The 26,258-nt window shown below is 53.0% G+C and carries 23 protein-coding genes and 1 tRNA gene; 13 read left to right on the forward strand and 11 right to left on the reverse strand.

Annotated features, from left to right (window positions below):
- Nucleotides 1-6 precede the first annotated feature (6 nt).
- Genes ade through QY332_14170 form a run of 3 tightly spaced genes read right to left on the reverse strand, consistent with a single transcriptional unit; the run spans nt 7 to nt 5,125 of the window.
- On the reverse strand, nt 7-1,797 hold the full coding sequence (gene ade, locus QY332_14160) for an adenine deaminase (GenBank protein WKZ34761.1): 1,791 nt from the start codon (nt 1,795-1,797) through the stop codon (nt 7-9).
- 39 nt (nt 1,798-1,836) lie between these two features.
- Nucleotides 1,837-3,708, reverse strand: a complete 1,872-nt coding sequence (locus QY332_14165; GenBank protein ID WKZ34762.1) for a hypothetical protein — start codon at nt 3,706-3,708, stop codon at nt 1,837-1,839.
- A 31-nt stretch (nt 3,709-3,739) separates the two neighbouring features.
- On the reverse strand, nt 3,740-5,125 hold the full coding sequence (locus QY332_14170) for an 8-oxoguanine deaminase (protein ID WKZ34763.1): 1,386 nt from the start codon (nt 5,123-5,125) through the stop codon (nt 3,740-3,742).
- Nucleotides 5,126-5,426: 301 nt separating this feature from the next.
- Between QY332_14170 and QY332_14175 the strand changes: the two genes are divergently transcribed.
- Together QY332_14175 and QY332_14180 are read left to right on the forward strand one after the other, a co-directional pair.
- Nucleotides 5,427-5,501 (forward strand) — tRNA-OTHER (locus QY332_14175).
- Between the two features lie 91 nt (nt 5,502-5,592).
- On the forward strand, nt 5,593-7,053 hold the full coding sequence (locus QY332_14180) for a hypothetical protein (protein ID WKZ34764.1): 1,461 nt from the start codon (nt 5,593-5,595) through the stop codon (nt 7,051-7,053).
- 404 nt (nt 7,054-7,457) lie between these two features.
- On the opposite strand, the gene QY332_14185 is transcribed toward QY332_14180, so the two are convergent.
- Nucleotides 7,458-8,240: a CPBP family intramembrane metalloprotease gene (locus QY332_14185; GenBank protein ID WKZ34765.1), complete on the reverse strand. Its 783-nt coding sequence runs from the start codon at nt 8,238-8,240 to the stop codon at nt 7,458-7,460.
- Nucleotides 8,241-8,549: 309 nt separating this feature from the next.
- Here QY332_14185 and QY332_14190 point away from each other — a divergent pair, with 309 nt between their 5' ends.
- The 3 genes from QY332_14190 to QY332_14200 all read left to right on the forward strand — a co-directional run bounded on the left by QY332_14190 (nt 8,550) and on the right by QY332_14200 (nt 10,610).
- Nucleotides 8,550-8,810: an RNA-binding protein gene (locus tag QY332_14190; protein ID WKZ34766.1), complete on the forward strand. Its 261-nt coding sequence runs from the start codon at nt 8,550-8,552 to the stop codon at nt 8,808-8,810.
- 133 nt (nt 8,811-8,943) lie between these two features.
- The gene (locus QY332_14195; protein ID WKZ34767.1) at nt 8,944-9,297 is read left to right on the forward strand and encodes a hypothetical protein; all 354 of its coding nucleotides are present in this window, start codon (nt 8,944-8,946) and stop codon (nt 9,295-9,297) included.
- Between the two features lie 68 nt (nt 9,298-9,365).
- The gene (locus QY332_14200) at nt 9,366-10,610 is read left to right on the forward strand and encodes an MFS transporter (GenBank protein WKZ34768.1); all 1,245 of its coding nucleotides are present in this window, start codon (nt 9,366-9,368) and stop codon (nt 10,608-10,610) included.
- Here QY332_14200 and QY332_14205 read toward each other — a convergent pair.
- The 3 genes from QY332_14205 to QY332_14215 form a co-directional block, all read right to left on the reverse strand.
- A complete protein-coding gene (locus QY332_14205; protein WKZ34769.1) occupies nt 10,607-11,218 on the reverse strand; it encodes an isoprenylcysteine carboxylmethyltransferase family protein in 612 nt (203 codons plus the stop codon). The genes QY332_14200 and QY332_14205 overlap by 4 nt on opposite strands.
- Nucleotides 11,219-11,359: 141 nt before the next feature.
- Nucleotides 11,360-13,915: a DUF87 domain-containing protein gene (locus QY332_14210; GenBank protein WKZ34770.1), complete on the reverse strand. Its 2,556-nt coding sequence runs from the start codon at nt 13,913-13,915 to the stop codon at nt 11,360-11,362.
- Nucleotides 13,916-14,037: 122 nt separating this feature from the next.
- The gene (locus QY332_14215) at nt 14,038-15,147 is read right to left on the reverse strand and encodes a phospholipase D-like domain-containing protein (protein WKZ34771.1); all 1,110 of its coding nucleotides are present in this window, start codon (nt 15,145-15,147) and stop codon (nt 14,038-14,040) included.
- A gap of 35 nt (nt 15,148-15,182) precedes the next feature.
- Here QY332_14215 and murJ point away from each other — a divergent pair, with 35 nt between their 5' ends.
- A complete protein-coding gene (gene murJ, locus QY332_14220) occupies nt 15,183-16,772 on the forward strand; it encodes a murein biosynthesis integral membrane protein MurJ (protein WKZ34772.1) in 1,590 nt (529 codons plus the stop codon).
- Between the two features lie 17 nt (nt 16,773-16,789).
- On the opposite strand, the gene QY332_14225 is transcribed toward murJ, so the two are convergent.
- Genes QY332_14225 through xseA form a run of 3 tightly spaced genes read right to left on the reverse strand, consistent with a single transcriptional unit; the run spans nt 16,790 to nt 18,729 of the window.
- Nucleotides 16,790-17,239: a divergent PAP2 family protein gene (locus QY332_14225; GenBank protein ID WKZ34773.1), complete on the reverse strand. Its 450-nt coding sequence runs from the start codon at nt 17,237-17,239 to the stop codon at nt 16,790-16,792.
- Nucleotides 17,232-17,486, reverse strand: coding sequence for an exodeoxyribonuclease VII small subunit (gene xseB / locus QY332_14230; GenBank protein ID WKZ34774.1), 255 nt, complete (start codon nt 17,484-17,486; stop codon nt 17,232-17,234). The genes QY332_14225 and xseB overlap by 8 nt, the downstream gene beginning before the upstream one ends.
- Nucleotides 17,487-17,526: 40 nt before the next feature.
- Nucleotides 17,527-18,729 carry an exodeoxyribonuclease VII large subunit gene (gene xseA, locus QY332_14235; GenBank protein WKZ34775.1) on the reverse strand — a complete coding sequence of 401 codons (1,203 nt, stop codon included), beginning with the start codon at nt 18,727-18,729 and terminating at the stop codon, nt 17,527-17,529.
- A 194-nt stretch (nt 18,730-18,923) separates the two neighbouring features.
- On the opposite strand from xseA, the gene QY332_14240 reads away from it, so the two are divergent.
- The 4 genes from QY332_14240 (at nt 18,924) to QY332_14255 (ending at nt 23,320) form a co-directional block, all read left to right on the forward strand.
- On the forward strand, nt 18,924-19,379 hold the full coding sequence (locus QY332_14240; GenBank protein ID WKZ34776.1) for an HIT domain-containing protein: 456 nt from the start codon (nt 18,924-18,926) through the stop codon (nt 19,377-19,379).
- Between the two features lie 54 nt (nt 19,380-19,433).
- On the forward strand, nt 19,434-20,978 hold the full coding sequence (locus QY332_14245) for an SdrD B-like domain-containing protein (protein WKZ34777.1): 1,545 nt from the start codon (nt 19,434-19,436) through the stop codon (nt 20,976-20,978).
- An 81-nt stretch (nt 20,979-21,059) separates the two neighbouring features.
- On the forward strand, nt 21,060-22,640 hold the full coding sequence (locus QY332_14250; protein WKZ34778.1) for an SdrD B-like domain-containing protein: 1,581 nt from the start codon (nt 21,060-21,062) through the stop codon (nt 22,638-22,640).
- 14 nt (nt 22,641-22,654) lie between these two features.
- Nucleotides 22,655-23,320 (forward strand): DNA alkylation repair protein, encoded by a 666-nt coding sequence (locus QY332_14255; GenBank protein ID WKZ34779.1) that lies wholly within the window; start codon nt 22,655-22,657, stop codon nt 23,318-23,320.
- A gap of 3 nt (nt 23,321-23,323) precedes the next feature.
- Here the strand turns inward: QY332_14255 and QY332_14260 are convergent, their stop codons facing one another.
- Nucleotides 23,324-23,716 carry a group II truncated hemoglobin gene (locus tag QY332_14260; protein ID WKZ34780.1) on the reverse strand — a complete coding sequence of 131 codons (393 nt, stop codon included), beginning with the start codon at nt 23,714-23,716 and terminating at the stop codon, nt 23,324-23,326.
- Between the two features lie 90 nt (nt 23,717-23,806).
- Between QY332_14260 and QY332_14265 the strand changes: the two genes are divergently transcribed.
- The 3 genes from QY332_14265 (at nt 23,807) to QY332_14275 (ending at nt 26,200) form a co-directional block, all read left to right on the forward strand.
- Nucleotides 23,807-24,268 carry a hypothetical protein gene (locus tag QY332_14265; protein WKZ34781.1) on the forward strand — a complete coding sequence of 154 codons (462 nt, stop codon included), beginning with the start codon at nt 23,807-23,809 and terminating at the stop codon, nt 24,266-24,268.
- 74 nt (nt 24,269-24,342) lie between these two features.
- Nucleotides 24,343-25,542 (forward strand): acetyl-CoA C-acetyltransferase, encoded by a 1,200-nt coding sequence (locus QY332_14270; GenBank protein ID WKZ34782.1) that lies wholly within the window; start codon nt 24,343-24,345, stop codon nt 25,540-25,542.
- A gap of 169 nt (nt 25,543-25,711) precedes the next feature.
- Complete coding sequence (locus tag QY332_14275; protein ID WKZ34783.1) at nt 25,712-26,200, forward strand: DinB family protein; 489 nt, start codon at nt 25,712-25,714, stop codon at nt 26,198-26,200.
- Nucleotides 26,201-26,258: the final 58 nt, after the last annotated feature.

Below are 26,258 nucleotides of genomic sequence, written 5' to 3' on the forward strand. Positions count from 1 at the left end.
GCTTCCTCAATCTTCCAGGACCGGGACAAAATCAAACTGGGTGACATCCACAAGGCCCTTATCCGAAATTCTTAATTCGGGGATGACCACCAACGCCATCAAACTCAATTGCATGTTCGGGTTGTTCAATTCACTGCCGCACATCTTGAACCCGTCCAGCACAGTGGCGGCTTTCTTTGCCACAATATCCGCGCGCTCACTGGACATCAAGCCCGCGATCTGCAGTTCCACCAGTCCGATCACCCTGCCGTCCAGCACCACGATCTGACCGCCGCCGCACTTTGCCAGTTCATTTGCGGCAATCGCCATGCTTTCATCGTCCGTGCCAACCACGATCATGTGATGGCTGTCATGTGCCACAGTCGAGCCGAGCGCGCATTTGCGCGTAAAACCAAAACCGCTCACCAATCCAACGGTAACCTTGCCGGTCGCGCGGTGACGTTCCACCAACGCGATCTTTGCCAGGTCACGCTTGATATCTGCCTTGACTTCGCCATGCTCAGCCTTGACCTTCAACCTGAGATGGCGGGTCGGCGCCTGATTCTCGATCACGCCAATGACATGCGCCTCGACCTCCGCGCCGGCAGCTGCTCTTGTCCGAAGAGCAAAATCCTGCGCTGTGAGTTTTCGCTTCATCTTCACAGATTTGGTCACCCACGAGGGATATTTCACCACAGGCAGTTTGACCAATAGCTCACCTTTCTCGGCAATGACCTGTCCCTTGGCAATGACCAAATCCGCCTTGAAATTCATCAGGTCTTCCACCAGCAGCACATCCGCCCAGCGGCCGGGCGCGATCATGCCCATTTCCCTGGTGAGACCGAAATGCTCCGCCGTGTTGATGGTCATCATCTGAATCGCCGTCATCGGGTTCAAGCCCTCGCCAATCGCATGGCGCAGGACACGGTCCATGTGCCCTTCCTGAGTCAATGTCTCGGCATGGGAATCATCCGTACACAAAATGAAGCGGCGCGAATCCATTTTCTTTTCGGTAATGGCTTTGACCTGCGCGGCAACATCGAACCACGCCGAGCCGTACCTCAGCATGGCCTTCATGCCCTGCCGCACGCGCGCAATCGCATCATCCATGCGTGTACCTTCGTGGTCATCCTCCGCGCCGCCGGCCACATAGCCGTGGAACGGCAGTCCAAGGTCAGGCGAGGCGTAATGCCCGCCAATGACCTTGCCCGCCGCATGGGTCGCGGACATTTCATCCAGCATTTTCTTGTCGCTCATGAACACGCCGGGAAAATTCATCATCTCGCCCAGGCCGATGATGCCTTTCCATTTCATGGCCTCGGTCACTTCTTTTGGGCCTATCGAGGAACCTGGCGTCTCCAGCCCCGGCGCAGACGGTACACACGACGGCATCTGCACCCAGACATGGATCGGCTGTTTCTGGGCCTCGTCCACCATCAACTTCACGCCTTCAAGACCGAAGATATTGGCGATCTCATGCGGGTCGATGAACATGCCTGTCGTACCGCGCACCGCCACCGCACGGACAAATTCTGTTACCGTGACCATGCCTGATTCAACATGCATATGACCATCCAGCAAACCGGGCACAAGGTAACGCCCCGCGGCTTCGATCACCTTCGTCTTTTTGCCAATGGCATGCCCCGCATCCCGCCCGACAAACGCGATGCGGCCCTGCACAATGGCGACATCGATATTTGGAATGATCTCGCCAGACTGTACGCATACCCATTTCCCGCCCCGCAGGACAAGATCGGCGTGTGCGCGCCCCATTGCAACGTCAACGAGAGCGGCAGTCAATTTTGTGGATGATGTCATAAAATCTCCGTTTCACAGTCAGTGCGGATAGTACATCAACTAGAATATTTGAGGTGCTATTAACAGATTGGTAGGCTCATTTTCTCTTGTTTTGATATTAAATTCGGTAGACAGCACTGCCGCAAAGTCTCTTCCATTTGCTATTTGTGTCAATGTGCGGAGATTTAACGGATTGGTTAAATAACTAGCTGCGCCCCAAGTTCCAATACTATGTATTCCTGCCAAGATATAACCAAAACCTCTTTGATTCTTGCGCCTAAATCTTCCAATAAGCGAATAGTCAGACGGTGACGGTGATTGCAAATCCATCGGCGAATGAATCTGTTCTCCGGTGGGCAAATAAAGTAAATGCGGGCTTATTCTATCTTGATATGAAAATTCAACAGGAAACCGAATGCCGCGCAAATACTCCTTGAGATTTGGAGAAATGGATCGTGCACAAATATAAACAATATGGCCATGCCATTCTTCGATTTTCTCCTCCTCGCCACTTGGGAACCAGTCGTGTAAAGATACATCACCCAGCTGGAAATTATGCAACTCAGAATCCACCCCGTATTCCTTCAAAAAAGCCTCTACGGCACGAAATGCCTTTACATCTTCATGATACACTAGAGGGAAATTTGGATTTGGTCCGCTTCGTAATGGATAAATGATTTTATACGGTTTACTGTCCAAGCACCAAATTTGCTCTATTAGGCTCGGGCTGTTTGCCTCATCAATCTCCTGTTGTTTACACACATCAGTATAGGATTGGGACAATTCCCAGCTTTTCCAAAATCGACTTGCCAAATAATCCAAAAGAGTTTGATGCTCAATAGTGTTACCGTCAAGTAATAACGCCGCCCATTCCTCTAATTTATAAGGAGATCCCCCATCAATAGTATTGGTATCCCACTTTATGATACCAATATGTGCAACCGAATCAGTCATCTCCTCATTTAACAGGATTACCCCATTGAAAATAGGTGGTTCAGCGTAAAATCGAACGTCAATGGATTTCTTAGAGTCTCTCCATTTATCACTTTCCATTATTTCCTTTACGGTTGCTTTGATTTTTTCAGATTTCAACCAAGGGCTAGAAGAATGATCTTGCTTTTGTTTTTCTATAAACTTATTTCGATTGTACTGTTGTTCATCTGTTTTTTCGGTCAACCAGTTTCGAACCAAAATCTTTACTTCAATACCCGAGAGTTTAAAACCCAGAAAATCATGTAATCGTTCATTTGTATATCCAAAATATAGTAATTTATTAAATTTTCTTTGGGCGAGCATCTTCACTATCCAATCTCGAAGCTGCTTTGAATCAAGGTCATTCATCTGGATTTGGCAGGATGATGTTCCATGATCAAGCACGTAACATTGCCCAAAAGGAATATCCGAGTTATTTGCGGTACACCTCAATTTTAATTCTTTTGAAAGCCACCGAAAAACTTCATTTGTTAGAACAATTTTTCCTGCTTTTCCAATTATTTTTTCGTGTTTAAATAATTCGTTTAAAGCATCACCTCCCAAATCTCCAGATGTCCTCTCATTATTCACTATATTGCCCGCATGGCAGACTATTCTGACGAATATATCCGTATCATTTGGCAATTTATTCAATTTACCTTTCGCACGATTGAAGTAATGGACCAACTGAAGAATACGATCCGCAAATAAAATCATTTCATCAGAACCCTTACTAATATCAAACAAAAAACCTTCCCCATCTCCCTGACGCGTCATCTTCCAGCTGCCCCTAGCTGGCAATTGAGCCTCTGCCATTGAAAGGAAAGCCGATCTCGTAAGACTAACATCTTGGTCGTTATCTTTAATTCTAGAATGTTTGGCAATATCAATTGACACGATCCCAAGGTATTGCACGCCTTTCTTGAGTCCGTACAAAGTAACTTTGTTTTTACGGGACACTTCTTCTCCTTCCTTCACAAAAGAACCAAAATTAACTTACCAGAGACAATAAGGCTTTGGCGCGTCTATTATGCTTCTCGATCAACTTTCCTTGATCAACCGTCATCAGCCGGCCTTCCTTGACGACGAACTTTCCATTCACAACCGTGTAATCCACGTTCATGGACTGGCCGAACACGGTCGCAGAGACCGGGTCGTGCATGCCGGCATAGCCAAGCCTATTCAAGTTGACCGCAAAAAAGTCGGCGCACTTTCCGGGTTCCAGACTGCCGATATCGGTTCGTCCAAGAACCGCCGCGCCGCCGCGCGTGCCAAGATGCAGGGCTTCGCGGGCAGTCATCAATTTTCTATCTGGATCGTTCGAAAGGGAATAGCCCGTTAATCCATCATTGACACGGGAGAGCAGCATCGCGTTGCGGACTTCCGCCAGCAGGTGCGAGCCATCGTTGGAAGCAGAGCCATCCACGCCCAGACCCACATTCACACCTGCTTTTCGGTATTCCTTCACCGGGGCAATCCCCGACGCCAGCCGCATGTTCGACGCCGGACAATGCGCCACGCCGCAATTGTGTTTTGCAAAGACCTGAATTTCCTCATCGTTGACCCAAATCGCATGGGCAAACCACACATCCTCGCCGACCCAGTCCACTTCCTGCATGTAGCCGACGGGGCGACGACCGAACATCTGCATACAGAATTGTTCTTCATCTTCAGTTTCAGCAAGATGCGTATGGAGGTGCACGCCGTATTCCCGCGCCAGTTTCGCAGACTGCTTCATCAAATCTGATGTGACGCTGAACGGCGAACATGGCGCGAGGACAATTTGCGTCATCGCGCCGGGCTTGGGGTCGTGAAATTTCTCGATGAGCCGCTGTGAGTCTTTTAGGATGTTCTCTTCGGTATCCACCACGCTGTCGGGCGGGAGTCCGCCTTTGGATTCACCGAGGCTCATCGAACCACGGGAAGCATGCAGCCTCACCCCCACTTCAAGAGCGGCAGCAATTTCATCGTCCAGTTTCGAGGCGTTGGGATAGAGGTAGAGATGATCCGATGCGGTGGTGCATCCCGAAAGGGCAAGTTCCGCCAGCGCGGTCTGGGTCGAGATGAAAATATCTTCGGGCTGGATTTTCGCCCAGATGGGATAGAGCGTTTTGAGCCAGTTGAAAAGGTTGGCGTCCTGTGCGGCAGGGACGGCGCGCGTGAGGGTCTGATAGAAGTGATGGTGCGTGTTGACCAACCCCGGTAGGAGGACATGACCTTTCAGGTCGAGGACTTCATCGGCAGTGGGGGGAAGTTTGGTTGTCTCATCCACCTGCTCGATAAAGCCATCCCGAACAAAAAGACCACCCTCGGGAATCTCCCGCTGATGGTCGTCCATGGTGACGATATGGGCATTTTTGATGAGGAGGGTGGGCATTTGCAATTGGCTTTCAGCGAATTAACTATTAGAAGTGTCGATTAGCAGTTAATAAGCGACCTGTGGAGCACAGTCAAATTTGTCTGACAACTTATAGTTTAGCAAAAAAGGGGAAGGATGTCAAATAGACAAATGTAATATATCTCGACGGCAAGTGTAACTTTGATGAACTCAACCCGTTCATGTATTGAATTTCGGGTTATTTTGATGTATAGTGAAAGCAGGAGCTATTTTCACAGATATGCAGCAATGTGCATCTGTGCTGGTAGAAGTCGAAAACAGCAAAGGACTGCTATCGACAGAGCATGTGGTAGCCTAAATGGGAAGGCGTTACCTCACGAGGTAAAGGTTATGGGTTCGAGTCCCATCCACTTCACACCTTGCCCGTTCGGCGGGCAAGGTGTTTTTGAAAGCGAGACGGCATGCTAATTTTCGTCCAGTTTCCAATTGCGGATATACGGCGATTTGTGAAAACGAAAACAGGACAATTGCCCTCACCTCTTTGGCCGTCTCCAAAACCATATCAGGAATTCATTAGGTCTTTCGGAATGGTCAGAAAAAGAGGGAAAGGTGGCATTCAAGGCTGGATCGGGGAAAATGAAATTTGCGATGCAAAGCACGCCATAAAAATCGAAAAACCAATACCATACAGCCCCTCGAATGGAGTGACAGAGAACAATCCCAAAATCAGCCTGAGGTGTAAATCTCGGCATTTTTACTTTGATGGCATGGCGGTTGCAAAATTTGAGCTGATATTTGTAACTAAGCCAACAAATATCAGCCTTTCACCAAAGGCATTTCAGACCTTGATGATGGAATTCTTCAAAACGCCAATTGAGATTGCCACTCCTCCGGACCCGCGCATCCTTCCATCAATTGGTTCGAACCCACAATCAAAAACAAAACGATTGCCAAGCAAAATCGTCCCACTCGAAAATCTTGGAAGACATCTCGCCACACTTTACCTTTCATCGACCACAAAAAAATCCTGCTTGAAGGACATGGATAATTATTGGGCGATGGCAGGCGAACCCATATTCTGGGTCGAATTCAATGCAGGAGAAAAATTACCAACCCCTTTAAATTCGCGCCTGATCAATTCGCCAATGGAAGACGAAATCACCCTTTATCATTGGGACGTATCACCACAAAAAAATCTAGTAAAAAATGTATGGATGGCCAAATGCCTTACAACCCTCCCGGCCAGCAAACAAACAAGCCGTACTGCCAGAATCATATTAACAAGATTAAATGCCGAGCAGGAAACGCTTTGGACCGTACTGAAATTAATCGAAACGGGAAGCATAGGTCGAAATAATGGAGAGGAGAACACACAGGCTTTGAGTTATCTCCAATACTATTTCAACGAAGCTACTCGACGAATCTTCAAGCTTCAAAAATCCTCCGACAAATACTTTGAACCAAATGAAATTGGTTCCCTCATACGGGATTCGCTGGAGGATATAAATCCAGGACGCCATGACGCCTTGCAGCAAAAAATAAAACTGCTTGAGATCAGGCCACAGGTGGCAAAAAAAGTCCGCGACTATATCACCCAGATATTCATAACGGAGAACTATATGAGAGACGTCTATAAAGTTGGCCAAGCCGGTGCAGTCGGACCAGGCGCACAGGCAAATAATATTACTTTCCAAAATTCCTCGGATACAAATGAATCGATCATTGAAATGGCAAAGCTGGCGGAGGAATTAAAAAAACTTCGCGAGCAAATGGAGCTACTCTCCAATCATTCAGAGCATGTTGAAGAAATTGAAAAAATAAAAGCTGCGGAAAATGCAGCAAACGATGGTGACAAATCCAAGGCGCTTCAAACACTTCAACACATTGGAACTTGGGTGCTTAACATCGCAGAGGACATTGGAGCATCGCTGGTAATAGCTGCAATAAAAAGTACTCTGAAAGTGTAAATACGCCCAACCTCACAACATCCCGGACTGCGGGAGGAATGTGCATTAAACTGAGGGCACAACAATGTGGATTTATCAGTCGCACTTTAATCGCCGAATCTGTTTGTAAGGCAGCGGCCATTTTGTTTCCGGAAGAACTGGGGAAAATAATCACAAGCGGAACGTTCCTTCCAAAATGAAGTCGGCGGCCCGAGTTGTACCTGTGGACAGCCTTTGCACACGCACCCCCCACCCTGCTCGGGTTTCATAAGGTCCATTTGGTCCTGCTGTCGTATTCTGCCAGGTCAAAAGGCGATGATCCAAATAGACGAATGCAATTTATCAATAGGACAGGCATTCGCTGCGCTGGCGGCCCGCAAACTTTTCACCATTTTGCGGGCGGCATGGTTGTAAAATGCAGCCCTCTATCCGATGATCAACATCATGATTCCAAGTATTGAAAGCAGGAAATTTGCGATCAGATGTGCTGCAAAGGATGGCCAGATGCTTTTACTCTTATAGAAGATGAATGCAAAAAACAAACTCGCAACCAGCAAGGTCGGAAACAACCAAAATTGGAAGGTGTGATACAAGGCAAAAAGGGTGCCATTCATCACCCAACTCCAGGCTCCATACCGTGAGAGTTTGGGAAGCATCCAGGCCCGGAAATACAGTTCTTCGGTAAGGATGTTCAGCAATAGCGTAATTCCCATTAGGATCAAGATGCCATAATTTCCTCCCAAGGGCAATCCGGGAGACACGATGGACATATCCGCAGTCATCGGGTCAATGGCTGGGTTCAGGAAAAAGGGCATGTAGGCTGGAATGCCCAGGCCAAATACATCCATGAAGGGATGGACCAGGCTCTGGACCGTGATGGAAGCGAACAGACCGACAACCGCAATCAATATATATACTCCCCATTCCCTGCCGGAAAGTCTCTTCATACACATGCGTGTCCAGAGTGATATGCCCAGACTTTGCGCCTCTTTGTTTAACAAAAAGACGGCAAGGATCACAAAGATCAGGAGCATCACACTGGCAACAGAAGGCCAGGCGATCATGACCGGCAATCCCCCAGCCACCAGTGCAGGCAGGGCGACGTGAAATCCAACATACGCGAAACCGCTTGGCAGAAAGACTGCAAACAGTAATTGAATCACGGACAATTGAGATGGTTTTTTCCAGTCAAAGGTATTGGCATTCATGATTCCTCCAATGAAGTGTGGCAATCCATAAAATAGTAGCAAGAATATCTGCCGGAGTCATGTGCCAAATGTCATCAAGGCTCTCTTTCATGTTCCAGTATTAATGTCCTGGTGACTGGGTCGGAATTTTGAGTGGCTGGAATTTCGACCTCGACCCTGCCTGCAAAATACTCATCCGCCTGCCGGCGGAATATGTGTTACACTGAAAGCGCAATAAATTGGATCTATCAGTCGTACCTTGACCGCCGACCCTTTTTGTAGGGACGACGGTCATTTTGTTCCAGCCGAGCTGGAGAAGGAAGTCATAAAATGGATATTCGAATTTACGTAGGCAACCTGAACAAGTCCACCACGGAGGAGGAGATCAAGACCCTCTTCGCAACCGCCGGAACCGTCTCTTCGGTGGAACTCGTCATGGACAAGGGCTCCGGCCTCTCGAAGGGCTTTGCATTTGTTGCCATGCCCGATCAAGCCGAGGCAGACAAGGCGATCAGCATGTTCAACGCCTATTCCCTGGGCGGCAACGAGCTCAAAGTCAACATCGCAAAACCCCGCGTCGAACACGCATAGTACACAGAAGTAGCGCACCACAAAAACCCGCATTCCCTTGGCATGCGGGTTTTTACTGGGATTTGACAGACTCTCAATAGAATTTGCCAGCATCTCTCCTGTATCCTTGGATCGAGGATAAGGAGGTGCAGGCATGCAGGTCATTTCCATTCTGATGGCGTTTCTCAATTCGATCCATGGCACACTGCTGATCCTGTCCTGCATATCTGCCGGCGAAACATTGGGATGGATCGCCTTCAAGACAGGCGCAGGGATGCTGGCTCTCTATTTTGGCATCTTGACCTTAAAGGACAGCATCCAGCCCATCAACCATAACCACCTGTTATTAAGCGGGCTGGTGCTTGTCATCTTCGGCGTGTCTGCCTTCGCATTTGGAATTCATTGGTCGATTGTCAGCGGGGATGTAAAGAACACCGTCCTGCTGTTTGGAAGCAGTATATTCATCCAGGGCCTTGCTTCCATCCTGGGGATGGAGACAGCCTCATAGAAGGCCAGCCCCCATCTTTTCGTTCTTGACAAATAAAACATACGTTCTATAATCAGGCAATCATGTTCATGCGCCTGAAGAACATCTACCACAGCTTCCCACCCAAGTTCTGGATCATTGTCCTGACCTTCTTCATTGACAGCGTCGGTGGGACGCTTCTTTTCCCCTTCTTCTCGCTCTACATCACAGGCAGATTTAACGTCGGGATGACGCAGGCGGGGATGGTGCTTGCGACTTTCTCCATCTTCGGCATCGCAGGAAGCATGATCGGCGGAGCGCTCACCGACCGCTTCGGCCGCCGCAAACTGATCCTGTTTGGGCTGGTGTTCAGCGCGCTCAGCACACTGACATTGGGATTCGCCAATTCGATGGCAGTGTTGTTCCCGCTGGCCGCCTTCATCGGCTTGCTCTCGGATGTGTCCGGTCCCGCGCACCAGGCCATGATGGCAGACATCCTGACCGAGAAACAACGGCAGGAGGGATTCGGGTTGATGCGCGTCGTCCGTAATTTAGCCTGGATTATCGGACCCAGCGTCGGCGGCTTCGTCGCCAGTTACTCATTCACATTGTTATTCGTCATCGACGCCATCGTCAGCTGCATTGTGGCGGTTATCTTTTACAAATTCATGCCTGAAACCAAGCCCGAACATCATGATGAGAAGGGAAAGAAACCGCACGAATCCATCTGGAAGACGATTGCGGGCTATGGCATCGTTATTAAAGACTTTGCCTTCATGGCGTTTATCATTGCCGCCATCCTGATGGGCGCAGTCTACCAGCAGATGTACAACTCACTCTCGGTCTTCCTGCGCGATAATCACAGCATCAACCCGCAGGGCTACGGCTTCCTGATGACCACCAGCGCCATCACGGTCATCCTCTTTCAATTCCGGGTTTCGCGCAAAATTAAATATCGTCCGCCCTTTGCCATCATGGCGCTTGGCACACTTTTTTACATGCTTGGTTTCAGTATGTTTGGATTTATCGCCGCCTACTGGCTGTTCATGTCCGCCATCGTGGTCATCACCATCGGCGAAATGCTCATCATGCCCACCAGCCAGACCCTCGCCGCCAACTTCGCCCCCGAAGAGATGCGCGGACGCTACATGGCGATCTTCGGCCTGACCTGGCTGCTCCCTTCCACGTTCGCGCCCATGCTGGCAGGCTTCATCCTCGACAACTTCAACCCCAACCTGCTTTGGTACATCGGCGGGGTTCTATGTGCCGTTGCCGCGACGGGGTTCTATGGACTTCATCTCAAGCTTGGGAATCAGGAACGCTTCGTTCCGGACGAACAACCTGTTTCCGCTTAATTCACATTCCCACCATCCGAACTGTCACTTCCAAATATCAATCCCGGAATCAACATCGGCGTCCTGCGTTTGTATTCTGCATAGGCCCTGCCAAAATCACGCAGGAGTTTGCGCTCTTCGAAGTAGGCACCCAACAGCGTATAAATCGTTGCGCCGATATACAGCGTGAGGGAATTCTGCGTCGCCGCGGGAGTCAACCAGATAAAGAGCAGACCAAACGTATACAGGGGATGCCGCACCACGCTGTACAGCCCGCGCATGACAAGCACGCCCCTCTCCTCTTTTTCGAACAGTTGACGCAAACCCACAAAAGACAGCGCATCGGTCTGCAGGAATGCAACGAACAACAGCAGCGCGGAAAGAACCTGTCCGCCCAGCATGAAATAGCTCCACGGCGCGGAGACTTGATAAACAGGCTGGTTTGGCAGGCTTACCATCAAATACAGGATGGGGAGAAAGCTGATCACCGAAAAGGCGTTATAGGCCAGGCGGTAAAAATCCATGGTTCCGAGGGTCAGGCGGAACAAGTCCTTTGCCAGATGGGAGGCGAGAAAGGAATGCACAATCCCCCAGATGGCCAGGGCAAGCAGAAGAATAAAGATATTCATGAGGATGTCCTTTAAAACATAGTGACGACACGGGGCCGTCACTGCCTTACATGCGATTTGTCATTGCGAGGGCGTTCATTTCCGCCCGAGGCAATCTTCAACTTGAGATTGCTTCGTCACTTCGTTCCCCGCAATGACCTTCTACTCCGCCCCAAACGCGGGCAGCTCAAACGACTCGCCCGCCGCTTCGACGACGTAGAACGGCCTCCACGCCACGCCGAACAGGTTGACATAAACATCAGTCTTCTTGGGGCTGATGGACACCTCGTCAATATCATTGACCACGTGCCCCCAGCGATCGCTGACCTCCGTTACCACTTCTTTGCGTTCGCGCTGGAGCAGGGCGATCTCCTTCTTATACTGAGCAATGGACTCGATGGATTCCTGCACATCCTGTTTTGCCTGGTCCTTCATGCGTTGTTTCGTAAACTGGGTCGAAACGCTTTTCTTGCGCCCAAAGCCGGCCAGCCCCGCCCCCAATTCCAACAGGTTTGCCCCTGCCTCTAATTTGCGGGCTTGTAGTTTGGCTTCATCCTCGCGCAGTTCGCGCTCTTCGCGGACGAGTTTATCCTCCAGCGTTTTAAGTTTCCGATCGATGGCAGAGGTCTTCTTGGACATTTCCGCATCACGCGCATCGCGGGCGGCGTCGGCACAGGCCTTCATGAAATCTGCCTGGCTGACATCGGGTCCGGCAAAGACCTTGAGTGCTTTATTGGCGCGGGCAGCTACGGATGAATTGCGAAAGATCCAGTCCGTAAAGTCCTTTTGCAGGGCGGTCATTAACTTGGAGTCGTTCAAAGGCGAATCGATGGAATCAAAACGCGCGGAGGCGTCGGGCATGGTCTCGATGCGATCCAGCGGAGGACCGGCATACGAAAAATCCTCCCAGCGGACAATGCCGCGGCGGTCCAATAACTCCACAAGCGCAGAGCGGGTGATCTCTGCATCCACGCCATGTTTACGGTCAAGGATGCGAATCTGGGCAGAGGCAAGCAAGGCAGGACGATAGATCACACCCTGAATGGCAGCCCCAAACGGCATGGCACGCCCAGAAAACTGAAATGCCTCGGATAGGCTGTAATTTTGCGGGAGAAAATATTCACGTACACCAGTGGGGACGGGCGGTTTTGTGCGGCTGCCGTCCGATCGTAGATTTACGGTTTGTGATTGACGATTGGTTGAAGCGGCAGGTTCCACCGCTGGAACGGGAACGGCTTGCAGTTTTTCAACGGCAGGCTGGGGCGTGGATTCGTTCCTCGGAGCCGAAACTGGCTTGGGCGCGGATGGAGGCGGCGCTGTCGTCACACCAGCAAGTTGATTGAGATTGGGAATCTGTTCACGGGTGATCGGTCCGGCGAGGAAGTTCATCACCCAGCGGGTCTGAAAGAGGATCGGCGTTTTTTCGTGGACATTGTTCATGACAAAGACGCGTTTGCCGATGGACGAGATGAGTTTGTCCATTTCGGCACGGGAGAAGCCGCCAGCGAGGCTTTCGAGACCGTCGAGCAGACGGTCCTTGTCGCGTTCGGTTTGCAGTTTGCCGATGAACCATGTGCCGGTGTTGGAGAGGGCTTTGTAATCCAGGTCCACGGGGTTTTGGGTGGCGAGCAAAATGCCAAGGCCAAAGGCGCGGGCTTGCTTCAGCATTCGCAATAACGGCTGTTTGGAGGGCGGATTGGCAGTGGGCGGGAGATAGCCAAAGATCTCGTCCATGTAGAGCAGGGCGCGCAGTGTCGTGGTGCCTTTTTGGGTGCGCATCCATGTTTCGACTGCGGAGAGGAGCAGGGTAACGAAGAACATGCGCTCACTGTCGGAGAGATGCGCAAGATAGAAAACACTGTGGCGCGGTCTGCCGTCTTTGGTGTAAAGCAGAGATTGAATGTCGAGCGCCTGCCCCTCGCGCCACGATTGGAACGCGGGCGCGGCGAGTATGTTGTTGAGCGACATCGCCAGCGACATGCGGTCTTTGGGCGGGAAGAAGGTGTCCACATCGAATGCGCCGAGTTTGGGGAAGGGCGGGCTTTGGGTTTCAAGGATGAGTTCGGTCAGTTCGATTCCGCGCCCCTGACTCCAATGATTTTCAAAGATATTGGAGAGCAGGATGTGTTCGCGTGAGGAGATCGGGTCGATATTGTTCATGCCGACCAGACCGAGCAGTGCAGTGACGGTGCTGGAAATGCGCTCACGCAGGACTTCGCGGTTGCTCGACCAGTCCAAGCCTGGTGCGTCGAGCGAGGATAACACGCTGACGGGAATGCCCGCATCGGAGCCGGGTGTGAAAATGGAGAACTGCACAGCGTTCTTGAGGTCGAGGATACGAGCCTGGTCCATACCCCATTCCGTAATGCCGGTACGCCAGGCGAGCGAGGCCTCCTGCGCGGCTTGTTCCATGGTCTTATTTGCGCGGCGGACGACCTCGGGGTCGATCCATGGCTGAAAATCCTGCGGGGCAAGGTCGGGGAAGTGCAGGAGCAGGTTGGTCAGATCGCCTTTGGGGTCGATGATGATGGCGGGAATGCCGTGCAATGCGGCTTCTTCAAGCAGGGCAATACATAAACCCGTCTTGCCGGAACCTGTCATGCCTGTGACAACGGCGTGGGTGGTGAGATCGGCAGAGTCGTATTCCAGCGCCTTGTCGATGACCTTGGTGGTCTTTTCATTAAATATGCGTCCGAGATAGAATTTTTCTTGAGCCATGAAAGTTCTCCGTTAAGACCCTACAGGTCTGACAGACCTGTAGGGTCTTTTATTGAGTTAGAACGCGCGTGCTGGGGCAAATGTACCCGATTTTTTTGCAAAAGGCAAATTAATAATTGGGTTTACTGCGCCTGCGCATACACACGTTTGAACTCTTCGATGAATTGACTGGCGAACTGCGGATTATGGATGATCAATACGGTCTCGTCATTCCTGGTCTCAGCGGCGTTGGAAAAATTGTACGAACCGAGAATGACGATGCGCTCGTCGATGATGATGACCTTGTGATGCATCTGACCTTCATTCCCGTCGCGGTACACATCCAGCCCTGCCTGGCGGAACGGGTCGAACTCCGTACCGATGTTTGAGTTGACCTGTTCGTCGTCCATCACGCCCGCCACAGTGACTCCATCGCGCGCACGTTCGCGCACCGCCTCGCCGATGGGATCTGATGTAAATGAAAACGCCATGAAATAAAGGCTTTCCTGGGCGGAGTAGATAATCTCCACGATCCTCGCCTGCACGCCGTCATCGGGCGAGAACCAGGTTTCGACCTCTGTCCCTTCCAACGTCAGGAGCGGATGCGGCGTTTCAGGAACGATATTGTCGCCGAATTTATCGTCCACGAACATCTCATCGAATTCTTTTGTAAAATTTTCCGCCAGTTCCATCGAACGGATTCGCAACAGGAAGTTGTTGTCGGCATACAGCCCGGTCTCCGTGAAATTCGCCGAGCCTGTCCACACTTCATACCCGTCGATGATGACAAACTTGTTGTGCATCAATCCCTCGCGGCGGTCACCCAAAATGGGAATGCCCTCCTCCTTGAAGCGCTGAGGGGCGGAACGCTCCAGGTGATCGCTCTCCAAGACCATGCGCACCTGCACGCCGCGTTTGTGCGCGCGGATGATCGCATCGCGGATACTGCGCAAGCCGATGCTGTAAATCGCCACATCGAGCGTCAGGCGGGCGGAGTCGATGGCGGCAACCAGTGGTCCGTCGATGCCGCCTGTGCGTTGGGCAGATAAAGGGTCGAGCGGGTCGGTGAAATACAACGCATACCAGCCGCCGCTCGAACCGACGCCTACGGGAAGCGGAATCACTTCGAGGGTCGGGGCAACTGTCCCGGTCACAGAATCAGGGTTGGGTGGAGTCGGAGGCGCGGTCGTCGGAATGTCACACGCTGCTAACAAGGTCAGGCTCGCGAGCAATAGGATCAATAACTTTTTCATGGGGTTCTCCCAATGGGATTATAATCGCGCCACCCATGACACAATCCACAGCAAACAAACGGATCGCGCGCGCCGCAGGGACGGTGATGTTCGCCATCGTGCTGGGACAGATCGCCGGACTGGTGCGCGGTATTTTGGTGGCGCAGGTTTTCGGCGCATCTCCCGAACTGGATGCCTTCTTCGCCGCAAACCGCGTTTCGGAAACATTATTCTTGCTGGTTGCGGGCGGCGCACTCGGCTCGGCGTTCATCCCAACTTTCACTGGGTTGCTCGCCAAAGACAAAAAGCACACGGCGTGGAAACTCGCTTCTTCGATTGCGAACGCGGTCACGCTCACCCTCAGCCTGCTCGCCGCACTATTGGCATTTTTCGCCCCGCAGGTGGTACGCTACGCCCTCGCGCCCGGGCTCGCCGCCGACCCCGAACTGTTTTCGCTAACCGTTTCACTGCTCCGCATCCAGTTGATCTCTGCAGTGCTGTTCGGCCTGGGCGGCTTGATCGTGGGCATCCTGAATGCGCATCAATTCTTTTTGGTTCCCGCGCTGACGCCCGCGCTGTATCAACTTGGAATTATTTTCGGCGCAGTCTTCCTCTCCCCTACGCTGGGGATTTATGGTCTCGCATGGGGCGTGGTGATCGGCGCGGTGTTCTATCTCTTTGTACAACTTCCATCCCTGTTAAAACTGGTGACTGACAACTTGTCACCGGCAACTTATTCTTTCTCGCTCGGACTTGGCAACCCCACCGTCCGCCGGGTATTCCTGCTGATGGGTCCGCGCCTGCTCGGTGTGGCGGTTGTGCAATTAAATTTCTGGGTCAACACATGGCTGGCATCGCAAATGATGCCCGGGAGCGTGAGCGGCTTGTACTATGGATTCTCACTCATGCTCATGGCGCAGGCTGCGATTGCGCAGTCGGTGGCGATTGCGGCAATGCCGACCTTTTCCGCCCAGCATGCGCTCGGTCAAACGGACGAGATGCGCTCGTCGCTTGCGTCTTCGCTTCGGGGAGTGATTTTGCTCGCACTGCCAGCCAGCGTGGGATTGATCCTTTTACGCGAGCCGCTGGTTTCGTTGTTGTATCAACGCGGGGAATTCGACGAACGCTCCGTGCAGCTGGTTGCCTGGGCTTTGCTCTGGTATGCGACAGGCCTGTTGGGACATGCGGTCATGGAGATCCTAACCCGCGCTTTCTACGCCCAACACGATACGAAGACCCCCGTCATCATTGGTACGGTTGCCATGCTGTTGAATGTTGTTTTCAGCATTGCCCTCTCCAGAATGTTCGCATCCATCGGCTGGATGCCGCACGGCGGTCTTGCGCTGGCGAACTCGCTTGCCACAGCGCTGGAGGCAGTTGTTCTCTTCATTATGATGCGAAGACGCTTGAACGGAATTGGGGGCAGTCACATTCTGCGCGGCATCGTCCCATCCCTGGTTGCCGCAACAGGGATGTCACTGACCTTATTCGGCGTGTTGACCTATGGAAAATCCCTCAGCGCCTGGGCGCTTGTCCCTGCCGGGGTGATTCTCGGCGGGTTGGTATATTTTGGGATCCTGTTTATTTTGCGCGTGCCTGAATTGGGCACAATTGTGAACGGGGTGATGCGGAGGCTCAAGAGATAAGGATTTCCGCCCGTCTTTTACTGCCAGACCATCCATTGTACAATGGCAGCCAGCAAACCGAGAATAATGCCGCCGATCACCTCCAGCGGGGTATGCCCGATGACTTCCTTCAATTCATCTTCATCCCACATATGGCCGTGAAGCAGTTCATCGAACAATAAATTGATCCGTTCCGCGTGCTTGCCTGCCTGCCGGCGCACACCCGCCGCATCGTGCGCGATGATCATGGTCGCGGCAACCGCAATGCCAAACAAGGGATTATCAAAACCGTGATACAAACCGACGGCCAGTGTCCCTGCCACCATGAGCGCGGTGTGCGAGGAGGGCATTCCACCGGCGGCAAAAAACATTGCCCAGAGCCAGCGTCGCGAACGCAGGTATTCCGTGGGAACCTTCAAGACCTGGGCGAGAAGCCAGGCTGACAGAACAGCGATCAAAACTTTATTTTGCAGCAGTTCTTCAATCATCGGATTCTTCCTCGAAGGGAACGAGTGACTCCCCAACAAGTTCCTGCACCTTGAACTGGGCGGAATCAAGCAACGCGCCGCAGCGCGCGACTAAAGCCTGTCCCCGCTCGAAAAGATGCATCGCCTCTTCGAGCGGATTCTGTTCACTTTCGAGCGTCTCGACGATCTGCTCCAGTTCAGTGAGCGCCTCTTCATAGGTCAATTCTTCAGCGGGTTTTTCCGATTTTTTGGCGGGTGATTTTGGCATAACAGCTCCAATGTCCGATATGTACGAGACCAATATCGAACTACATTTTTCGATTTACTTCAAACTCTCCATCACTCACACGGACACTCATGTCGCCTTGCGCTTGCGAGACCAGGCTGACGACTTTGCCGTCACTTTTCCGCGTGATGATAGCATATCCCCGCGAAAGGATGCCTTCGGGATTCAGCGATCCCAGCCGCTTGGACATTCCATCCACGCAGGCGGATTGCAACTGGATGCGATGAACGAGTGTAGAAAAGGAGCGGCGGGAGAGTTCGTCAAGATGCTGGGATGCAGATTGAATGCGCCGTTGCGGTGATGCGTAACGCAGGCGGGAGGCCAGGGAGGAGGTCAAAACCCGGCGGTCAGCGAGCAGACTGGAGGTTAAGTCCGCGAGGCGGGATTGGAAAGTGGAAAGTTGAAAGCGGAGGTCATCCAATGTGATCTGAGTGGCGAGCTCCGCGGCGGCAGTGGGCGTCGGGGCGCGCAGGTCGGCGGCGAAATCGCACAGGGTGAAATCCGTTTCGTGACCCACCCCCGAAATAACGGGAGCCTGCGATGCGGCAAGCGCGCGGACAACGCGCTCATCGTTGAACGCCCACAGGTCTTCGATGGAACCTCCACCGCGTGCGACGAGGATCACATCCGGATTCTGTCTGTTGAGTGATTGCAGTGCAGCGACGAGAGCGGGCGGCGCATCCACGCCCTGCACAGGGGACGGGGCCAGGATGATGCGTGCAAGCGGCTGGCGGCGGCGAATGGTGTTGAGCATGTCACGCAAAGCCGCACCCGTGGCGGATGTGACAATACCGATGGTTTGTGGAAGGACTGGAATGTCGCGCTTGTGTTCGGGGTCAAACAGACCTTCGGCTTCCAACATGGACTTGAGCCGCAGAAATTCCTGAAAGAGCGCGCCTTCGCCCTTTGCCTGGATGAGATTTGCGACAAGTTGGTATTGCCCCTGCGGTTCGTACACGGCGATGCGTCCATGTGCTTCCACCGCCGCACCTTCCTGAAGAACGGGTCTTGTACGTGCGGCATCCGTTTTCCACATCACACATTTCAACGCAGCGTTCTTATCTTTGAGGGTAAAGTAGATGTGGCCCGACACGGGGCGCGAGAGATTGGAGATTTCACCCGTCACCCACACATCCTGCAATTCGGGGTTATCCTCCAACAGTTTGCGGATGCGGAAGGTGAGTTGGGAGACGGTCAGGGTTTCGGCGAAAAGGCTGGGTTGCATCAGGGGTAGGATAATCGAAAAATAAGGAATGGGGAATGGGGAATCGGTTTAAAGGTTTGAACGGGTGATGGCTGGAACGCCTGAAGGTTAATAATCTGGTTTTAGAAATTCAAGAACACGGTTTTTCGCCTATAATTGCACAAAAGCAAACCTTCCAATCCAAAACCATGAAACATCTCTGGTCACCCTGGCGCATGACATACATCGAAAACCACGAAAAGGAAAATGGCTGTGTGTTTTGCAATGCACAAGCCAAAGCGGACGGCATTGAGAATCTGATCGCGTTTCGCGGAAAACTCGCTTATGTGATCCTCAACCGCTTCCCCTATACGAGCGGGCATTTGATGGTCATTCCCTTCGCGCATGTGCCGAATCTCGAAGAACTGGACACGGAGACCCGCGCGGATATGATGGAACTGACTTCACGCAGCATGTCGGTTCTGCGCGGGATCTACAAACCGCACGGATTCAACATGGGTGCGAACATCGGTGAAGCGGCGGGCGCGGGCGTATTGGGACACGTCCATATTCATATCGTTCCGCGCTGGGCGGGAGATACGAATTTTATGTCCGCAGTGGCCGAGACGCGCGTATTGCCGGAGTCATTGGATGATACCTATAGGCGGGTGAGGGCGGCATTTGGCGGGTAGCTCATGGCTTTCAGCAAATAGCAGTTTGGGGGAATACCTTGAAATGGAGATTCCATGCAACCAGGCGCAAAATTAACATTCCTATTTTTCATCATCTTGAGCTTATCCGTCCTTTCCTCCTGCGCTGCAAGCGACGATGTTGCGGAACCCACCGAAACCCCCGCGGCGCAAACACCCATTGCCGAGCCGACACTCACGCCTGCTCCGCTGGTTCCGCCGAACGTCAATCCGCTGACAGGGTTGTATGTGGAGGATCCAACCTTGCTGGATCTGCCCGCCCTGCTTGTTTCAATCTCACACTTTCCCGTCACGGCACGTCCGCAGGCGGGGTTGTCCTTTGCGCCCTGGGTCTTTGAAATCTACATCACCGAAGGCGCGACGCGTTTTTTAACCACCTTTTATGGCAGTTTCCCAGAACCTGAAAATGCCGTCCATGGAGATTGTCCCGTTCGCCGCGAGCCCATCCGCCAAACATCCAGTCTGCTTGGGAACCGCGTCTGGCTGGATTCGAACGGGGATCACATGCAGGATGATTGGGAGCGCGGAGTGGGCGGGATTTGCGTCACACTGTATGACGAAGGCGGCACGCCACTGGCCCAAACTTCCACGGACAGCAACGGCTATTACGGCTTCAACGTCGAAGCGGGCGGATATATTCTCGTTTTTCAAAAGCCTGCAAGGATGGAGTTCACGCAAAAAAATATCGGGGATAACAATCAGGATAGCGACGCCGATCCAGCCACAGGCCGGACCGTGGCGGTTGAGGTAAAGTCCACGCTTCTTCACGTGGACGCAGGCCTGGTCCTGTCATCCGATCCTTTTCCTCTCTCCGAACTTCCGCCCGCCAAAGTGGGACCGATCCGTTCAGGGCGGTTGATCTACGCCGATATCGCCGCCTTTTTCCCCGACTCGTGCTTGATCTATGCCTTCGCGTCGCCCGAAGTGCTGGACAAAATACCGCAATGTTTTTTTGTGACACACGACATTGACGGCGGCGGATACATGCTGGAGACAAACGAGTTAAAGCGGCTCGCACAGAAAAGCAGGGATGGTGAGATCAATTACTCCAGCAACATCTTCAAGGACGTGCCGCCTGCAGGCGGGGCAACCGCCGCGCGCCTGCAGGTGTATATTGCGTATCTTAATCAATCGGCATGGGTGTTTGACGCAGCATCCGAAAGCTACTGGCGCTATGTGGATACTGCCGACCCCAATACCGCAGGATTCGTGGTCCCTGAGGTGGACCGCCTGACGGGTCGCCAACTGCAATTTGAAAATGTGATCATCCTGTTTGCCGAACATGACGTGGTCTCCCCCACGAACCTGGATATCCACCTCGAAGAGAATACTACGGGGTATGCGCTTTTATTCCGCGACGGTCAGATGTATGATATGTATTGGAGCACACAGCTCAACGACGATGAAAAACGAACGGGACGGCACAGGCCGGTCAAGTTCGTCAACGCGGACGACAACACGCTCATGCCGCTCAAACCCGGCCGCACGTGGATTTTGGTCGTCACTCCCGAAACAGCGGTCACTGAAAGAAGGCCGGGCGAGTGGCTGCTCCAATTCCATCAGCCGTCTGGTGCAAAATGAATGAGACCGGAGGGTAGAGCCTTGTTCCGCGGGATTATATCCTTCTTTCTTTTTGCGCTCATCCTGGCATCATGCGGGAATATGCAGGAGATTGAATCAGCCCCAACCGATGCCCTCCGGCCGGACATTTCCACAACACCCACGATGACACAAACGCCGTTGCCGACAGCCACACCGCAATCGCACAGTATGCCGATCGCGTTCGGGCCCAACCTTGAAGATTTTCCTGCGGGGGTCAATCCGCTCACGGGATTAAAAGTCGGGGACCCAGCCTGGTTGGAGCTTCCCGCTGTCTTGGTCTCGGTCAGCAACATGCCCGTCAGCGCGCGCCCGCAGGCAGGGATCAGTTTCGCTGCATGGATATTCGAATTCTACATCGGCGAAGGCGCCACGCGTTTCATGTCCGTTTTTTATGGCGAGGCACCGCGTGAGATCCCCAACGTCGGCGGCGGGTGCGCAGGCGAGTTCGCCCAGCCAAGGTCAAATTGGATCGGCAACCGCGTCTGGCTCGATGAAAATACGAACGGCCTGCAGGACGATTGGGAGGTCGGCGTTTCGGGCGTTTGCGTCCGCCTGCTGGACGGGAGCAGCCGTCAGGTTGTGGGGGAGGCGGTCACCGATTCGAATGGGTATTTTTGGTTCGAGCGGCCGGGCGGTGAAGTCATCATCCAATTCATCAAACCTGATTCCTACACCTTCACACAAGTGAACATCGGCGACGAAGACCACGACAGCGATGCGAACCCTGCGACAGGTGAAACGATTTCTTTCACGGCTGATGAAACTGCTTCATTCTGGGATGCAGGCTTGATCCTCTCCGAAAAGCCTTCCCCCACTCCGACGATTTCTGTGACGGGCACCCCGCAAAATTGGTACATTCCACACGAGCCGTATATCGGACCGATCCGCTCGGGGCGGTTGACGTACAACAAGATCGGGGCGATGTTCTGGAACAGCTGCCTTGTGTACGCCAGTGCGGCATGGGACATCGGCGCAATGCTCGATGGGTGTGAGATCGTCTATGGTGTGGATACGTCCACACCCAACAGCGCGCTATTGACGGCAACTCGTCTGCGTGAACTGGCGGAGCAAAGCCGCGCGGCAAACCAACCCGTTAATTATTCTGGAAATTTGTTTTCGGAGGAAGTTCCTGCGAATGGAAAACCTGCCGTTGAATTAAATGTTTTCTATCATGCCTACACGCAATCCGCATGGAAGTATGCCTCCGTTTCCGGCAGCTATCTGCACTGGACAGATCTGGCAGACGGCACGGGTACATTCGTCCCCGCAACAGACAGGTTAACAGGCAGACAACTTGCCTTTGAAAATATCATTGTCCTGTTTGCAGATCATCAACGCTACCGCCACAATCAATTCGAGATCGAACTGGGGAGCGGCGAGGGCGGCCATGCATATCTCTTCCGTGATGGACAGGTCTTCCCCATCCGCTGGACGACGCGCAACCGTGAATGGGAACAGCAGACGGGACTGCCGCGCCCGGTCTACTTTTTGGATTCGCAGAATAATCCCATCCCCCTGCACCCCGGCCGAACGTGGATCCATCTTGTCACGCCGTTCTCCTATGTGGAAGACAAGGGGAATGGGAATTGGTTGATACGCTTTGTCCAGCCAGTTGACCCGCCCGATACGCCCGTGCCGTAGTACATGGAGATCATATGCATTCCTATGTTCGCTCACTGCAATCACTCCTTGAACAGAACGCCAATGCCGCGCCGATGAAGAAGTATATGCGCGATCAGTTCGAGTTTCTGGGAATCAAAACACCTGCGCGGGCCGCGCTGATGAAGGAGTTTATCAAAGGGCATGGGCTCCCGCCGCCGGACGGGTTGGATGTCATCGCGCGGGAGTTGTGGTCACTGCCCCAGCGCGAATTTCAGTACACCGCAAATGGACTGATCGGCAGGTTACAAAGGAAACTCGACCCTGACTTTATCTCCACGCTCGAATACCTCATCGTCATTAAATCGTGGTGGGACACCGTGGACACGCTCGCAGGGGACACCGTCGGCGTGCATTTCCAGCGCTTTCCCGAAGTGCGGGAGAAATATCTCAAGAAATGGCGCACGTCCGATAACTTCTGGCTGAGGCGGACAACTTTGCTGTTCCAACTCGGGTACAAGGAAGGAACGGACTTTGGTCTGCTTTGTGAACTGATAAGGGAAAATCTCGGCTCGGACGAGTTCTTCATCAACAAAGCCATCGGCTGGTCGCTGCGCCAGTACGCATGGACGGATCCCGCAGCGGTGAAGAAGTTCGTGAAGGCGACGAAGGAATTGCATCCGCTGAGCCGCCGCGAGGCGTTGAAGAATATTGGAAATTGAAAATCACCCTTCCTGATTCCGCATGAAATCGGCGATTTCAGCAAACCGCGATTTGAGATGTTCCTTCACCGCAGGGATGAAATCGCTTTCGTCGATGGCCTGGTTCATGCACCACAGCCACTGGTCGCGTTCGCGCACACCGATGGGAAACGGCAGGTGGCGCATCCGTAATTTCGGATGGCCAAACGTTTGCATGTAAAGCGGCGGTCCGCCCGACCAGCCGCAGAGGAACATGAACAACTTTTCGCGCGATCCCTTCAAACTGGGGGCGTGAAGCGCGCGAATATCCTTCGCTTGCGGCGACGAATCCATAAGGTCGTAAAAACGGTCAACCAGCGGGCGGAGACCCGTCGCGCCACCCATTAAATCATAGAGCGATGAACCGAGATCAGCCATGCGGGGATTGTAATACAGGATGAAAAATCGATCCTGCCAACCATGCTTTTTTGTGGGAAAATATCATCATCCCGACAACAGGAGACAGCCATGAGACCAAGGATTAAAATCGGGTTGATTGCAGGCGCAATTGGATTGGTGCTGAATGCATGTGTGGCCGGCTTAATCGGTTTCTGTGGACCGGTCGTTGCCCTGGTTGCCGGCGGATTGGCCGGTTTCTTTGCTGCCCGGCAGGAAAATCCTCCAACCAGGAATGAGGGGGCAAAAACCGGCGCAACAGCCGGCGGCATAGCCGGCGTCTTGATCATCGTCGGGCAGGTAATCGGCGCAATCGGAGCGCTCGTCTATATGCAGGCATCGGGCACCCAACCCATATTTGGAGAAATCCCATCCATGGACAGCAGCCCCTCCATTCTCATTGGATATTACTTCGGAGGCCTCGGCACCGGCTTATGCTTTGGAATTGTCGGAGCTTTATTGGCAGCCGGTGTAGGGGCGGGGGCGGGGTATATGGCCACATCCGACCAGTCACCGGCCGAACCCGCTGCGTAACATCTGGATTCAATAAAAGCCAATGGTCAATACCATTGGCTTTATAATATCCGGCATACCCACAGGAGAAGCTCATGAGCAAAGAAAAAGAAGCTGTGATTCTCAGCGCCGCGCGAACTCCCATTGGAAAATTCCAAGGCGCGTTGAGCGGCATGAACGCCACCAATCTGGGCGCCATTGCAGTCAAAGCCGCAGTGGAACGCGCGGGCATTGACCCAGCCGAGGTGGAGGAAGTGTTGATGGGAAACGTCGTGGCGGCGGGATTGGGACAAGCCCCGGCGCGTCAAGCCGGGATTTTTGGCGGGGTGCCGGCTACGGTGAGCGCCACCACGCTGAATAAGGTCTGCGGGTCAGGCTTGAAGGCGGCGATGATGTCGGCGCAAGCCATCCACGCCGGGGATGGGGACCTGTTCATTGCAGGCGGATTCGAGTCAATGAGCCGCGCGCCATATCTGGTCAGCGGGCGCATGGGGGAGTTGAAATTCGGCAACTCACAAATGACCGACGCCCTGCTCAACGACGGTTTGTGGGATCCGTTCGAGAATTGTGGCATGGGCAACTCCGCCGAGTTCATCGCGGAAGAGTACGAGGTCACCCGCGAGGCGATGGACAAGTTCTCGTTCGAGAGTCACCAAAAAGCGGTTGCCGCGCAGGAGGCTGGGAAACTCAAGGATGAGATCGTGCCCGTGGAAGTGCCCGGGCGGAAGGGACAGGTCACGGTCGTGGAGCAGGATGAAGGTCCAAGAAAAGAGACGACGCTGGAAGCGTTGTCCAAATTGAAGCCAGTCTTCAAATCCGATGGCAGGGTGACGGCGGGAAATTCGTCTCAAATGAGTGACGGTGCGGCGGCGGTGGTTGTGGCTTCGCGCGCGTATGCCGAAAAGAAAAAGTTGAAACCTCTTGCCAGGATAGTTGGCTACGCGCAGGCGGCGGTCGAGCCGAAATACCTGTTTGCCGCACCCGCGCATGCCATGCCAAAGTTGTTGAAGAAGATCGGCTGGACGATGCAGGATGTTGACTTGATCGAATTGAACGAAGCCTTCGCTGCACAAGTCCTTGCGGACGGCTACGCACTCGCAGATGACGGTTGGGATTGGAGCAAGGTCAACGTAAATGGCGGGGCAATCGCGCTCGGTCACCCACTGGGAGCGAGCGGCGCGCGCGTGCTGACGACGCTGCTCTACGCACTGAAAGACCGCGGAATGAAGCGGGGCATTGCGTCGTTGTGTCTCGGCGGCGGCGAAGCGGTGGCGATGGCGGTGGAATTGGAATAACCTTGATGAACGGAGATGGACTGAGAGGTTCATCTCCGTTTAGTTTTAGATATGCCCGGTGGTTGAGCGCAAGCAGTCGAAACCACCAATAAATGAAAAACTCATCGTTAACAGGTGGTCTCGATACGCGCCTACGGCGCACTCGACCACCGGGATAGGAATAAACGAAATGGATGCAAAGGAACTTAACGAAAAGATCGAATTATACGGACGCGGATATGAGTTGTTGAAAGCCGCCTTGGAGGAGGTCCCCGCCGAGGCGATGAAGTTCAAGCCCGAGCCGAAGGAATGGAGCGTGCATGAGATCATCATCCACATTGCGGACAGTGAATCCAATGCGGCCTTGCGCGCGCGGAAGCTGGTCGTCGAACCCGGCGGTTTGCTGATGGGATATGATCAGGATGAATGGGCGATTTCATTGAAATATCACGAGCACAGCATCGAGGATGCGCTGGAAACAACGAGACTGGTCCGCAAGACGACGTATGAACTACTCAAGCGCCAGCCTGACGAAGTGTTTTCTCATTCGGTGAAGCATCCAGAATATGATGAGCCGTACACTTTCGAGAAGTGGATCAATATTTACTCGGCGCATATTCCGGGGCATATCGAACAGATTCAAAATAATGTCAAAATTTGGAGAGAAAAACAAAACTGATATGTCGTTGCGAGGGCGCCAGCCCGAAGCAATCTCCCTGCAACTTGAGGATTGCTTC

This window comes from Anaerolineales bacterium, assembly GCA_030583885.1.
Classification (GTDB): domain Bacteria; phylum Chloroflexota; class Anaerolineae; order Anaerolineales; family Villigracilaceae; genus Villigracilis.